The sequence below is a fragment of the uncultured Jatrophihabitans sp. genome, assembly GCF_964246335.1.
GTDB lineage: Bacteria > Actinomycetota > Actinomycetes > Mycobacteriales > Jatrophihabitantaceae > Jatrophihabitans.
This window is the reverse complement of record NZ_CAXTQF010000030.1, coordinates 20,458-33,094: the sequence shown is the minus strand read 5'-3', so window position 1 is coordinate 33,094 and position 12,637 is coordinate 20,458. Positions and strand designations below refer to the sequence as shown.

Below are 12,637 nucleotides of genomic sequence, written 5' to 3'. Positions count from 1 at the left end.
GGGTGACTTCTACCGGCCGGCGCACGAATTGATCTACGACTCCATCCTGAACCTCTATGCGCGCGGCGAACCGGCCGACGCGGTCACCGTTTCGGCTGAGCTGACCCGCGGGGGGCAGCTCAACCGGATCGGCGGCGCCACCTATCTGCACACGCTGATCCAGATGGTGCCGACGGCCGCGAACGCCGGGTACTACGCGGCGATCGTCGCCGACCGCGCGACGCTGCGCCGGCTCGTCACGGCGGGCACCCGCATCGTGCAGATGGGTTACGACGCGGCGTCCGGCGCGAGTGATCTCGTCGGCACCATCGACGACGTCGTCGACCGTGCGCAGGTGGAGATCTACGACGTCACCGAGCGGCGCACGTCCGAGGACTACGTGCACATCGAGACGTTGCTGCAGCCGACGCTCGACGAGATCGAGAAGATCTCGTCCACCGGCGGTGTCGGCACCGGCATCCCCACCGGCTTCGCGCAGCTGGACGAGATCACCAACGGCCTGCACCCGGGGCAGATGATCACGGTCGCCGGCCGCCCCGGCTCGGGTAAGTCGACACTCGCGCTGGACTTCGCGCGGGCGGCCGCGGTGAAGCATCAGAAGCCCACCGCGATTTTCTCGCTAGAGATGGGCCAGCTGGAGATCATGATGCGGCTGTTCTCCGCCGAGGCGGGCGTGGCGCTGCAGAACATGCGGTCCGGGCACATGAACGACCAGGACTGGCGGCGGCTCGCTTTGCGCTCGTCCGAGCTCGCCGAGGCGCCGCTGTTCATCGACGACTCGCCGAACCTGACGATGATGGAGATCCGCGCGAAGGCCCGGCGGCTCGCGCAGCGCCACGACCTGCAGCTGATCGTCATCGACTACCTGCAGCTGATGACGAGCGGCAAGCGCGTCGAATCACGCCAGCAGGAGGTCTCCGAGTTCAGCCGCGCGATGAAGCTGCTGGCCAAGGAGCTCAACGTTCCGGTCGTCGCGTTGTCGCAGCTGAACCGCGGACCCGAGCAACGCACCGACAAGAAGCCGATGCTTTCGGACCTGCGCGAGTCCGGCAGCATCGAGCAGGACTCCGACCTCGTGCTGCTGGTGCACCGGCCCGACCTCTACGAACCGGAAACCGAGCGCGCCGGCGAGGCGGACCTGATCATCGCCAAGCACCGCAACGGCCCGACCGCCACCGTCGCGGTCGCCTTCCAGGGCCGGTACAGCCGCTTCGCCGACATGCCCAGCTGACGTGCTGTGCGGCAGCCATCTCGAGTAATTCGCGCGCAAGTCGAGCGGTGGCGAGCAGTCCCAGCCCCGCTGGAACTAACAGCTGGGCTCGGCGGCAATGCGACGGTGACCGGACAGGGGCTGCGTCGCGCGGGCCGTGAGGTGAAGCGTGCCATATGTGGATCTTCTGCCGGCGGCATTGACGGCCTTGCAGGTCGGCGCCAAGGCTGGATTCGTCGGAGATGTAGACGGACAGACTAGCGAGACGCCCGTCCGGAGACCCGGGTGCTGTTGGCTGCGGTGATCAGGAGCAGCAGCGCCGCGGTTCCGAGGCTAATGCGCATGCCGGTGAGGAAGTTGCCGGGGTTGGCGATGAGGGCGCCGAAGACAGCGATGGCGACGGCTCCACCGACTTGGCGGAAGGTGTTGAAGACTGCGCTGGCGGTGCCGGCGAGATCTTGGTCGACGCCGTCGAGGACGATGCCGGTGACGGCGGGCATGGCCATGGCTCCGCCGGCGCCGATGGGAATGAGGCAGGCCGCGGTGAGCAGGGGTGAGCCGATCTGGGCAGTGAGCAATGCTGCGATGAGGCCGGCGACCATGGCCAGTTGCCCGGCGACGATGGGGAGGCAGGGTCCTAAGCGGTTGGTGACGGGCCCGCTGGTGAGGTTGGCGGCGATGGCGAAGACGGCGGAGGGCAGGAACATCACGCCGGCGTGCAGGGGGGTCAGTCCTAGGTGCTGTTGGAGGTAGAGGCTGACGACGAAGACGTTGCCGTAGTTGCCGACCATGAACGCGAACCCGACGGGCAGGGCGAGGCGCACTCCTCGAGCTCGGAACAGGGTCAGCGGCATCATTGGGTGCGCGACCCGGGTCTGTGAGTAGACGAACCCGGCGACGGCGCACGCGGCGACGATGAGAGCACCCAGAACCTTTGCGGACGTGAAGGTGGTGTGGCCGCCGTCAATAAGCCCGTAGACCAGCGCGGTGACCCCGATGAGCGACAGAACCTGTCCGGTCCAGTCGAAGCTGGCCGGCCGGCGCGGCGAGGCTGCGACCAGAGTCAGCAAGACGAGCATCGCGATGCAGACCGGCAGGTTGATGCCGAACACCCACCGCCAATCCAGGGTGGTCAGCAGGCCGCCGAGGGGTTGGCCGATGAGACCGGCCACGGCGCCGCCGACAGCCCAGATGCCCAACGCGCTGGCGCGTTTGCGGGTGTCGGGGTAGGTCTCGCGGATCAGGGCCATCGAGGCGGGCAGCATCACCGCCGCCGCGGCGCCCTGCAGGCAGCGGGCGGCGATGAGCGCCGCGGCGTCGGGGGCGGCGCTGCAGCCGGCGGAGGCCAGCGCGAAGGCGCCGATGCCGATGGCCACTGCCTTCTTGGCGCCGATGCGGTCGGACAGGGTGCCGGCGAACAGCAGCAGTACGGCGAACAGCAGGGTGTACCCGTCGATGACCCACTGCTGCAAGGTGGTGCCGCCGCCCAGGTCATGGTCGATGTCGGCCAGCGCGACGTTGACGATCGAGATGTCCAAGGTGATGAGAAAGAAGCCCATGGATGCGATGGCCAGCACGATCCGCGGGCGATGTGATCGCTGCGTGTCGATTACCGCGGTCGGCGTTGCCGACGATGCGGTGGATGCCGTGGTGGGCACTGGCTGCCTCGTTCGTGAGATGTGTTGGCGTCGCTTACTGATGCAACCGCGGTTCGCGCACATGCGGGAGGGCGAGCTCATCGGGGGTAGAAGCTCAGCCCCCCACCCCCGTCGTCGGCGTCGTAGCGTCTGTCTCGTGGACACCAGAGCCGAGATCCGCGAGTTCCTGACCACCAGGCGCGCGAAGATCACTCCCGAACAGGCCGGACTGCCGGCGGGCGGCAGCCAGCGCCGGGTGCCGGGGTTGCGCCGTGAGGAAGTTGCCGTGCTCGCCGGGGTCTCGACGGACTGGTACGTGCGGCTGGAGAAGGGCCACATCGACGGTGTGTCCGACGATGTCCTGGACGCGGTCGCCCGCGCCCTGCAGCTCGACGACGCCGAACGCACCCATCTGTTCAACCTGGCCCGCGCGGCCAGGCCGCGGCGTGCGTCACGCCCCCGCCGAACCCCACGCCCGGTGGTGCGGGACAGTGTGCAGCGGATTTTGGATTCCATGTCCTCGGCTCCGGCGTTCGTCCGCAACGGGCGTCTGGACGTATTGGCCATCAATCCGCTGGCCGAGGCGCTGTACTCCCCCGCCTACGACCACGCCAACGGCCCGGTGAACCTGGCGCGGTTCTGCTTCCTCGACCCGGCCGCCCGCGACCTGTATCCGGACTGGGACGACGTCGCGCATTCCACGGTGGCCGTGCTGCGCGCCGAAGCCGGACGAGACCCGTTCAGCCGTGAGCTCACCGACCTCGTCGGCGAGCTTGCCACCCGCAGCGACTTCTTCCGCACCGATTGGGCCGCCCAGAACGTCACCTTGCACCAACACGGCGCCAAGCACTTCCAGCACCCCGTCGTCGGCCGCATCGACGTCACCTTCGACTCGCTGGACCTGCCCGCCGACCCCGGCCTGACCCTCACCGCCTACAGCACCGAACCCGGGTCGCCGTCCGCGGACGCGCTGGCGTTGCTGGCCAGCTGGAACGCCACCGACGCAGTGTCGTCGTCCGCCACCGCTGCGCCGTCGGACATGACGGTCGAGCATCCCGCAGAACAACCCGGCCAGTAATCCCCCGCGCGCGCCGGCGCGGCCCGAAGGAGTGACCACTACAGCTCGAAATCCGCACCGACACCATCATCGGACCCGAAGCCAGCTTCACCGGCACGGTGTACATCAACCTGCTGCACGGCAAGGACGAGCCGTCGCAGCTGACCTCGAGCACCGTCCGGTTCACCCCCGGGGCACGCACCCACTGGCACTCCCACGCCAAAGGCGCGACCAACCGAATCAACAACCCACGAAACCGTTGATGCGACCCGCATCGAAGGAGAGAAGGAAGCACCCATGGAGTACCGACAGCTCGGCCGCAGCGGCGCCCTGGTGTCCAGCCTCGCGCTGGGCACCATGAACTTCGGCACCGACGCCACCGGCGAGGACGAGGCATTCGCCCAGCTCGACGCGTTCCTCGATGCAGGCGGCAACCTCATCGACACCGCCGACGTCTACAACGGCGGCGTCGCGCAGCAGACCGTTGGCAAGTGGTTTGCCTCGCGACCGCACGAAGTCACCGACCGCGCCGTCATCGCCACCAAGGCACGCACCCGCACCGGCGACGCGCCCAACGACGAGGGCATCTCCCGCCGGCACCTCGACCGTGCGCTGACCACGTCGCTGCGCGACCTGCACGTCGAGGCCATCGACCTGTACCAGATGCACTCTTGGGACCCGCTCACCCCGATCGAGGAGACCCTGCGTTTCCTGGACGACGCCGTCAGCGCCGGCAAGATCCGCTATGTCGGGCTGTCGAACTTCACCGGCTGGCAGCTGCAGCTGGCCGTGTCCACCGCCCGCGCCCGCGGCTGGGAGACCCCCGTGACGCTGCAGGCCCAATACAACCTCGCCATCCGCCAGACCGAACTGGAGATGATCCCCGCAGCGCGCCACAACGGACTGGGCATCTTGGCCTGGTCGCCATTGGCCAGCGGGTTCTTGACCGGCAAGTACGACCGCGACCAGCCGCCCTCATCAGACACCCGCGCCGGCCAGGGCGATCCGCTGTACAACTTCACCTCGCACAACTACGAAGTCGACGAGCACACCTGGGCCGCGGTCGACGCGGTCCGTGACGTCGCGGCCAAGGCCGACGCCACACCGGCGCAGGTCGCGCTGGCATGGGTGCTTAGTCAGCCCGGGGTCACCACCGCCATTGTCGGTGCCCGTACCAGCGACCAGCTGAGGAGCAGTCTCGCCGCGGCGGACCTCACCCTCGGCCAGGACGCGATGGACACCTTGACGCAAGCAACCATGCCGGCCGCCGCTGCGTACCCCTACGGACCGTTCGGCACCGCACAACGCAGCCGCACCGCGAACGGACCGGAGGCGCTCAGCCAACTGATCAAGGCCTACGCCCGCGGCTAGTGGGGCGTCGTGATCGCGGACCGGGCGTTCTACCTCTGACGACGTCGTCATCTACCAGCAGCACGTTGAGCGCCGGCATGCCCCTGCGCACAGCCACTGAGTAATCAATCCGAGGTAGCCCCGCGCGAGCGATCTCAACAACCCCGGGCACGCGGTTCACAAGTTTGGGAACGCACGGCATGACGATGGTGCCGCACGCCCGCATCCACGTTGAGCTGCGGTTCAGTCCCGCACTATCTGGTAGATGCCGTAAATGACTCCGGGCACGTGCCCGAGCAGTTGCAGCAAGAACGCCCACAGCACCTTCCGGCTGAGTCCGTCATGGATCAGTACGGCCAGGAACGGGAAGAACAGGCACAGGATGATCAGCAGAACTTTGCCCACACGGACTCCTCGCGTCGAAAAGCGTCGACGAGAAGGCATCGTCGCCAGGTAAGTCTCCGACCGATCACTCGCGATGTCCACACGCTCCGGCCGGACAGGCCGGTGGGTACAAGTCGTTGTCGCTCGCTTCGCGGGCCGCCGGAGCTTCTTCGTCGACATCGCAGTCGATCTGGCCTCGCGCAGCGCTACCGTGTCGTCGTGCGCTTTCAGTCCGTGGTCGAGCTCGGCGGCAAGACCGCGACCGGCATCGCCGTGCCCGACGAGGTCGTCGCCGCACTCGACGCGGGCAAACGGCCGGCCGTCGCGGTGACCATCGGCGGACACACCTACCGCACGACGGTCGCCGCGATGAACGGTCGCTTCCTCGTGCCGCTCAGCGCGCAGAACCGCGCGGCAGCGGGCGTGGCTGCCGGAGACGCGGTCGAGGTCGACATCGCCGTCGACACCGGCAAACGCGAGGTCGACGTGCCGGCGGACCTGGCCGCGGCGCTGGCCGGCGACACCACCGCCGCGAGCTTCTTCGACGCTCTGTCCTACACCTACCGCAAGGAGTGGGTGCGCTGGATCGAGGACGCCAAGCGACCGGAGACACGAGCGACCCGCCTGCAGAAGACCGTCACGCTGCTGCACGCCGGACAGCGTTCCCGATGACCAGCGGTCCCCGTGAGTGAGCATCCGTCGTCCGGGTTCCCCGCGGCCGCCGTTGCCAAGGGCCATGTCGAGCCCGCGCCGCGTCGGGTGCGCGGCTACCGCGCGGGCCGCGTCGTGTTCGACACCGTGCGCGCACGGTACGTCTGGGAGTGGCCCTTCTACCCGCAGTACTACATCCCGAGCCAGGACGTGGTGGCAGATCACGGGCTCGGTCCGGAAGCCGTCCGCGTCTTCGACGATCCGGCCGACGAGCAGCTGCGCGGACTGGTGCGCTTCCGCTGGGACGCGCTCGACGCCTGGTTCGAGGAGGACGAGCAGATCGTCGTGCATCCGCGCAACCCGTACACGCGCATCGACGCACTGCGCTCGCATCGGCAGGTACGCGTCGAGCTGGACGGCGTGCTGCTCGCGGAGACGGGCTCGCCGGTGCTGCTGTTCGAGACCGGCCTGCCGACCCGGTACTACCTCGACCGGACCGACATCGCGTTCGAACATCTGATGGCTTCAGAGACGCAGACCCAGTGTCCCTACAAGGGGACGACGAGCGGTTACTGGTCGATCCGTACCGGCACCGGTGTGCACCCCGACCTCGCGTGGACCTACGACCATCCGACGCGCGAGGCCACCGCGATCCAGGGCATGGTCGCCTTCTACAACGAGAAGGTCGACATCACCGTCGACGGGGTGCAGCTCGAGCGCCCGGCGACCCACTTCAGCTGACCCACGCGTCGTCCGACGTCGCGGCGTTGACCTCCGCGTCTTGTGGTCAGGCCCCGCCGCCTGGTGAAGGTCGCCCGCCGGCTGTCGTCCTAGGCCGCGGTGGTGGCGGTGTCGGCGCCGACGATCCAGGTGACGTCGTAGCGGTCGGTGAGCATGCCGTACAGCGGCGAGAACGGCGCCGGCGCGAGCGGTGTCAGGACGGTCTTCGCGCTCTCGGCGAGGCCGTCCCAGAGTCCCTGGATCTCGTCGCCGTCGGTGCCGTGCAGCGTGATGTAGAAGGCGTTCGTACCCGGGTCGTAGTCCTTCGACGGTTGCACGTCGTAGGCCATGAGGCGCAAGCCGCTGGGGGCGTCGAGCCGGCCGAACGCGACGTGCTCGGCCTGCTCGGGAGACTCGACGGAGTGGATGTCGGTGTAGGTGGCGATCGAGGCCTCGCCACCGAACACGGACCGGTAGAACTCGAGGGCCTCCCGGGCCTGGCCGCGGAAATTGATGTGGGCAGTGGTCGTGACGCTCATCGGTTCGACTCCTCTTCAGGTGGTGCCGCGCAGGGCAGGGATGATCACGCCGTCGATGAGGGCGACGCTGAATTCGTAGGTGATGGGCAGTTGTTGGACGGCGCGGGAAACGCACATCATCGGGATGAGCTCGGCCAGCGTCTCGAGATCGGCCGGCGGCGCGAACTCGCCGCGGTCGACGGCGCGCTGCATCAGTGCCCGGTTGATGTCGATCCAGGGCCCGATGCCGGCACCGAGCGCCGCCTGCGCCAGTCGGTCGTCGGTGCGCGCGAGCACCAGCAGGCCGATGACGGCTTGGATGCGGATCTGCTGTTGCTCGTCGTCGAAGGGCCGGATCATCGCGATCATGTCCTCGCGCAGCGTGCCGGTGTCGGGCAGCTGCGCGGCGTCGATCTCTCCCACGTCGGTGCTGCTCAGCCGACCCACCGCGTCGAGCACCAGCTCCGCCTTGGTCGGCCAGCGCCGGTACACCGTGGCGCGGGCCATCCCGGCCCGGGCGGCGACGAGGTCGATGGTCATCCGGTCGTAGCCGTGCTCGGCCAGCACCGCCAGCGTCGCCTCCAGGATCACCGCGTCGCGCGAATGATCACGCTGCCGACCGGCCCGGCGCCGAGTGGCTGCGCCCGCTTCCGTTGCCATACGTAAACGATACTCACAAATCTCGATACAAGCAAGTATCGTAAGCGGTAATGACGGACGGAGGCAGCGTGCACACGATCTCGGTACGGGACCGACGGCGTGCCCTGGTGCAGCGCCATCAGCTCGCCGGTGGCGCAGCCGACCCCGAAGCGGTGGCCCGGGCGATGGTGGCTCTGCACGCGACTGATCCGGCCTCGGTGTACCTCTCGGTGCTCGCCCGCAGTGCCACTTCCACGCTGGCCGACGTGTCCGCGGCGATGTACGACCGCCGCACGCTGGTGCGATGGATGGCGATGCGCCGCACCCTGTTCGTGTTCCCCCGTGAGGACATCCCGACGGTGCAGGCCGCAGTCAGCGCGTCTCTGTCCGCCGCGCTGCGGCGCCGGCTCATCAGCCTGCTCAACCGCAACGGCACCGACCCGCCGGTGCGCAACGCCGACCTCGGCGCATGGCTCGCCGGGGTCGAGAAACGCGTGGAGCGCGCCGTGCTCGAGCGCGGATCGGCGACCGGTACGCAACTGGCCACGGACGTGCCGGACCTCGCGACCATGATCCCCGCGCGGACCGCGTCCGAGCGTCCGCATCGGCTCACCACCCCTCTGCTGACGCTGATGAGCGCCGAGGGCCGGCTCGTGCGCGGCACCCCGACCGGCGCCTGGACGAATCGTCAACATCGTTGGGAGCCGAGCACGACCTGGTGGCCGGCGGGGTTGCCGGCACTCGACGAGAACGAAGCGCAACGCGAACTGGCCCGTCGCTGGCTGTCCCGGTTCGGGCCGGCCACCGTCGAGGACCTGCAGTGGTGGACGGGCTGGACGAAGACCGCGAGGGCCAGGGCACTCGCCGGGCTGACCGTCGAGGACGTCGACCTGCACGGCCGACCCGGCATCGCGCTGGCCGAACCGGACCGCGCGCCTGACGAGAGCGACGAGGTGGCGCCGGCCGCGGCGTTGCTGCCCGCGCTCGATCCCACGCCGATGGGCTGGAAACATCGGGACTGGTACTTGAGCATCGACCCCGCGGCCGTGTTCGACCGCGCCGGCAACATCGGCCCCACCCTGTGGTGGGACGGCGAGATCATCGGCTCCTGGGCCGTCACCGCGACCGGCGAAGTATGCACTGCGATCCTGGTCGACCGTGGTCGCGACGCGAACGCCGCCGTCGAGCACATGGCGCAGCGACTGCCCGGCCGCCTGGGCGGCGCCGTCGTCACCCCGGCCGCGCGCACCCCACTCGAGCAGGAGCTCGCCCGGCCGTCGCACTGACGGCCGGCCCTGCGACGGTCAGGCGAACGCGGCCGTCACCGGCTCCGAGCTGATTCCGAGCGGGATCGTCTTGATGACGTCGCGCTGCGCCGTGTCGATCACCGAGACGGTGCTCGACACATTGCTGGTCACCCACATCTCACTGCCCAGGCGGCTGATGCCGGTCGGGATGCCGGCTACCGAGATCGTCTTGAGTACGCGCCGCGACCGCGTGTCGATCACGGACACGGTGTCGTCGTTCGCGTTCGTCACGTAGGCCGCGGAGCCGTCCTGGGTGAACGCGACGCTCCACGGTCGTGCACCGACCGGAATCCGGTCGAGTACCGAGCCGTCGAGCCCGTCGACCACCAGCACCCGGTTCTTCATCGTGTCGGCAACGTAGGCGCAGCGGCCGTCGGGCGAGACCGCGACCCCGTGCGCCTGCGGGCACTGGTCGGTGACCAGTCGGCCGCGCTGGTCGGCCGTGTGCGCCATGTACAGGCCCTCGGCGCAGGTGGCGAACAGCCGACGGGAGTCCGGGCTGATCGCGACGATCTGCGGTGCGGAGCCGACCGTGATCGCGCCGAGCACCGCGTCACTGGCCACGTGGATCACCGAAATCGTGTCGGCGGCCGCGGCGCCACCGTTGTCCGGGCCGGTGTTGGCGACGTAGGCACGGGCGCCGTCCGGTGCAACGACGATGCCGTGCGGATAGACGCCGACCACAATGGTGGTGCCGGCAACCTTGGAGGTCGCCGAGCGCAGCGCCGCGACGTCGAACGCGGAGACCAGGTTGGTGCCCGACTCGGTGACGTAGATCTTCGAGCCGTCCGGCGTGGCGGCGATGCCGTACGGGTTGGTCTCCGAGATCTTCGCCGACGACCACTGGTACGTAGCGGTGTCGACGATCGCGACCCCGCCCGCGCAGACCATGGTGACCCACGCGTACTTCGCGTTCGACGTGAGCGGCTTGTCGACACGCTGCTCGAGCAGGCCCGGGAACGCCGTCCCGCGGGTGCCGTTCGGGAAATCGGCGCTGTGGTTGGTGCGGTTCTCGGTGAGCCGGCTGACCGAGGCCGGCAACGCGTGCCTGCCCTGATGTGCCGCGGTCGCCGGTGAACTCGCGGGCGCGCTGCGGTGCCGGCGGGTGTCCTGCTTGGGTGGCGTCTGGTCCGCGCCGGGCACGGTCGCGGGCGGCAGCGTCTCGACCTCGTACTCGGCCTCCCAGAACTGGTGGATCGTGCCCGGCAGCCGCGGTGCCGCGTGCCGCCGGTCGCCGCCCATGCCCAACGCGGAGGTCAGGTCGCCGAAGGTCTGCCGGCGCCACTGCGAGATGTTCGACTCGCGCACGCCGGTGACCCGTTCGAGCAGTTGCAACACCGACGTGTGGTCGAACTTCTCGGTGGCGACCCAGCCGCCGACCGTCCACGGCGAGATGAGGATGCAGGGGACGCGGATGCCGCCACCGATCGGCAGCCCGCCGACGAACTCGTCGGGTGTGCCGGCCGGCGGCAGCGGCGGGACGACGTGGTCGAACAGACCGTCGTTCTCGTCGTAGTTGAGCACGAACAACGTCGAGTTCCACAGTTCGCGGTTCGCAGCGACCGCCTCGAGCTTGGACGCAATGAAGTTCGCACCGGACGCCGGCAGGTAGGCCGGGTGCTCGGACTTGCCGGAGGTCGGCACGATCCACGACACGGTCGGCAACGTGCCGTGCGCGCAATCCCACTCGAACTGGCCCGGCTGCGAGATCGTCAGCCCGCGCTCGTACAGACCCGAACCCGGCTTCGCGTTCTGGTAGTTCTGGAAGAACTCGAGGACGTTCGTGCCGTAGTCGTCCTCCTCCTGGTAGACCTGCCAGCTGACGCCTGCGCGTTCGAGGCGCTCGGGGTAGGTCGTCCACGAGTACGGCGGCGTCGGCACGATGTTGGAGATGATCGGGCCGCCGTTGCGGCCCTCGGGATCGATGGTGCCGGACATCAGATACATCCGGTTCGGCCACGTAGGGCCGAGCAGCGAGCTGTGGTAGCCGTCGCACAGCGTGAAGTTCTCGGCCAGCGCGAAGTGGAACGGGATGTCGTCGCGCTCGTAGTAGCTCATCGTGTACGGCCCGTGCGCGGCGCCGTCGGCCGCGAGGTGTGCGGGCATCCAGCTGTCGTTCGCGCCGTTGTTCAGCGCCTGGTGCTGCACCGACCAGGCGTGGCTGGTCGACGGGATCGCCTGCGAGCTCGTGGTCTTCGTGTCCAGGTGCCAGGGCAGCTGGTAGCCGTCGGGGTTGCTCGTCGTCGGCTGGTAGAACACCGACTTGCCGGTCGACAGCGTGATCGCGTCCGGATCGGAGAAACCGCGGACGCCCGCCAGGGTGCCGAAGTAGTGGTCGAACGAGCGGTTCTCCTGCATCAGCACGACGACGTGCTTGATGTCGCGGATCGAGCCGCGGCGCGGTTCGGCGGCTACCGCGCTGCGCAGATTCGGCGGCAACATCGACCCCATGACGGCGCCGCCGACGGCAGCCGCGCCGGTGGCCAATAGGTGCCGGCGGGAAATCTCTGGCATGCGGGTGCTCCTTCGCATTCGGGGCGACGCTCTTGGCGTTCGGTCGGCGCTCACGGGCTTCGCAGCGGTATCCCGGGTCGGGCAAAACGGTAAAAGTGGACGTGGGCCAGGGCGTGAACAACTCGTAATCGGCAATGAACGATCTGGCAGCCGGTGTGCGCGGGGGTTCGGAATAGTCGTTGGCCGCATGCGCGAGGATCAGCTGATGGCGACCGAGTTCCAGGTGACGTTCGACAGTGCCGATCCCGGTGCGCAGGCGGTCTTCTGGGCGCAAGCGCTGCACTACGTCGCGGCGCCGCCGCCGAGAGGTTTCGACTCGTGGGACGCGGCGTTGGACGCGTGGGGTGTCCCGGCCGAGCACCGCAACGACCGGGCGGCGATCGTCGACCCCGACGGCGTCGGCCCCCGCGTGTTCTTCCAGAAGGTGCCGGAGTCCAAGGCGGTGAAGAACCGCGTGCACCTCGACCTGCGTGCCGCAGCCGGCGCGCCGCCCGATGGACGCGCGGCCGCGCTCGAGGCCGAACGCGTCCGGTTGACCGCGCTCGGCGCCCGCGAGGCGTGGCGGTTGGAGCCGGACGGCATCGACGAACTCTGCATCGTCATGTGCGACCCCGAGGGCAACGAGTTCTGCCTGGACTGAACGCCCTGAC

The 12,637-nt window shown here is 68.9% G+C and carries 11 protein-coding genes and 2 pseudogenes (1 of these 13 cut by a window edge); 7 read left to right on the top strand and 6 right to left on the bottom strand.

The window, feature by feature from the left end:
* Positions 1–1,231: pseudogene (gene dnaB / locus ACFFCN_RS10455) on the top strand (replicative DNA helicase) (it extends 110 nt beyond the left edge of the window).
* A 236-nt stretch (positions 1,232–1,467) separates the two neighbouring features.
* Here the strand turns inward: dnaB and ACFFCN_RS10450 are convergent.
* Entirely contained in the window at positions 1,468–3,060 is a 1,593-nt protein-coding gene (locus tag ACFFCN_RS10450) for an MFS transporter (protein ID WP_375491359.1), read from the bottom strand.
* Here ACFFCN_RS10450 and ACFFCN_RS10445 point away from each other — a divergent pair.
* Together ACFFCN_RS10445 and ACFFCN_RS10440 are read left to right on the top strand one after the other, a co-directional pair.
* A complete protein-coding gene (locus tag ACFFCN_RS10445; protein WP_375491357.1) occupies positions 3,005–3,925 on the top strand; it encodes a helix-turn-helix transcriptional regulator in 921 nt (306 codons plus the stop codon). The two genes, ACFFCN_RS10450 and ACFFCN_RS10445, sit on opposite strands and share 56 nt — an antisense overlap.
* Before the next feature lie 276 nt (positions 3,926–4,201).
* On the top strand, positions 4,202–5,275 hold the full coding sequence (locus tag ACFFCN_RS10440) for an aldo/keto reductase (RefSeq protein WP_375491355.1): 1,074 nt from the start codon (positions 4,202–4,204) through the stop codon (positions 5,273–5,275).
* 222 nt (positions 5,276–5,497) lie between these two features.
* Here ACFFCN_RS10440 and ACFFCN_RS10435 read toward each other — a convergent pair whose 3' ends face one another.
* Complete coding sequence (locus ACFFCN_RS10435) at positions 5,498–5,659, bottom strand: YqaE/Pmp3 family membrane protein (RefSeq protein ID WP_375491353.1); 162 nt, start codon at positions 5,657–5,659, stop codon at positions 5,498–5,500.
* 198 nt (positions 5,660–5,857) lie between these two features.
* Here ACFFCN_RS10435 and ACFFCN_RS10430 point away from each other — a divergent pair, with 198 nt between their 5' ends.
* Both ACFFCN_RS10430 and ACFFCN_RS10425 read left to right on the top strand, forming a co-directional pair.
* On the top strand, positions 5,858–6,310 hold the full coding sequence (locus ACFFCN_RS10430) for a YdeI/OmpD-associated family protein (protein ID WP_375491351.1): 453 nt from the start codon (positions 5,858–5,860) through the stop codon (positions 6,308–6,310).
* Positions 6,311–6,322: 12 nt separating this feature from the next.
* Entirely contained in the window at positions 6,323–7,030 is a 708-nt protein-coding gene (locus ACFFCN_RS10425) for a DUF427 domain-containing protein (protein ID WP_375491349.1), read from the top strand.
* Positions 7,031–7,119: 89 nt separating this feature from the next.
* On the opposite strand, the gene ACFFCN_RS10420 is transcribed toward ACFFCN_RS10425, so the two are convergent.
* Both ACFFCN_RS10420 and ACFFCN_RS10415 read right to left on the bottom strand, forming a co-directional pair.
* On the bottom strand, positions 7,120–7,548 hold the full coding sequence (locus ACFFCN_RS10420; RefSeq protein ID WP_375491347.1) for a VOC family protein: 429 nt from the start codon (positions 7,546–7,548) through the stop codon (positions 7,120–7,122).
* A gap of 15 nt (positions 7,549–7,563) precedes the next feature.
* On the bottom strand, positions 7,564–8,187 hold the full coding sequence (locus tag ACFFCN_RS10415) for a TetR/AcrR family transcriptional regulator (protein ID WP_375491345.1): 624 nt from the start codon (positions 8,185–8,187) through the stop codon (positions 7,564–7,566).
* A gap of 50 nt (positions 8,188–8,237) precedes the next feature.
* Here ACFFCN_RS10415 and ACFFCN_RS10410 point away from each other — a divergent pair, with 50 nt between their 5' ends.
* Complete coding sequence (locus tag ACFFCN_RS10410; RefSeq protein WP_375491344.1) at positions 8,238–9,452, top strand: winged helix DNA-binding domain-containing protein; 1,215 nt, start codon at positions 8,238–8,240, stop codon at positions 9,450–9,452.
* Between the two features lie 18 nt (positions 9,453–9,470).
* Here ACFFCN_RS10410 and ACFFCN_RS10405 read toward each other — a convergent pair whose 3' ends face one another.
* Positions 9,471–9,818, bottom strand: coding sequence for a YncE family protein (locus ACFFCN_RS10405; protein ID WP_375491374.1), 348 nt, complete (start codon positions 9,816–9,818; stop codon positions 9,471–9,473).
* A 753-nt stretch (positions 9,819–10,571) separates the two neighbouring features.
* A pseudogene (locus tag ACFFCN_RS10400) lies at positions 10,572–11,987 on the bottom strand (alkaline phosphatase family protein); the annotation flags it as partial.
* 205 nt (positions 11,988–12,192) lie between these two features.
* On the opposite strand from ACFFCN_RS10400, the gene ACFFCN_RS10395 reads away from it, so the two are divergent.
* Entirely contained in the window at positions 12,193–12,627 is a 435-nt protein-coding gene (locus ACFFCN_RS10395) for a VOC family protein (protein WP_375491342.1), read from the top strand.
* Positions 12,628–12,637 lie beyond the last annotated feature (10 nt).

Coding starts and splice junctions, on each gene's coding strand:
- ACFFCN_RS10405 (WP_375491374.1), bottom strand. CDS start 9,818: ATGAAGAACCGGGTGCTGGTGGTCGACGGGCTCGACGGCTCGGTACTC.
- ACFFCN_RS10395 (WP_375491342.1), top strand. CDS start 12,193: ATGGCGACCGAGTTCCAGGTGACGTTCGACAGTGCCGATCCCGGTGCG.
- ACFFCN_RS10440 (WP_375491355.1), top strand. CDS start 4,202: ATGGAGTACCGACAGCTCGGCCGCAGCGGCGCCCTGGTGTCCAGCCTC.
- ACFFCN_RS10410 (WP_375491344.1), top strand. CDS start 8,238: ATGACGGACGGAGGCAGCGTGCACACGATCTCGGTACGGGACCGACGG.
- ACFFCN_RS10420 (WP_375491347.1), bottom strand. CDS start 7,548: ATGAGCGTCACGACCACTGCCCACATCAATTTCCGCGGCCAGGCCCGG.
- ACFFCN_RS10415 (WP_375491345.1), bottom strand. CDS start 8,187: ATGGCAACGGAAGCGGGCGCAGCCACTCGGCGCCGGGCCGGTCGGCAG.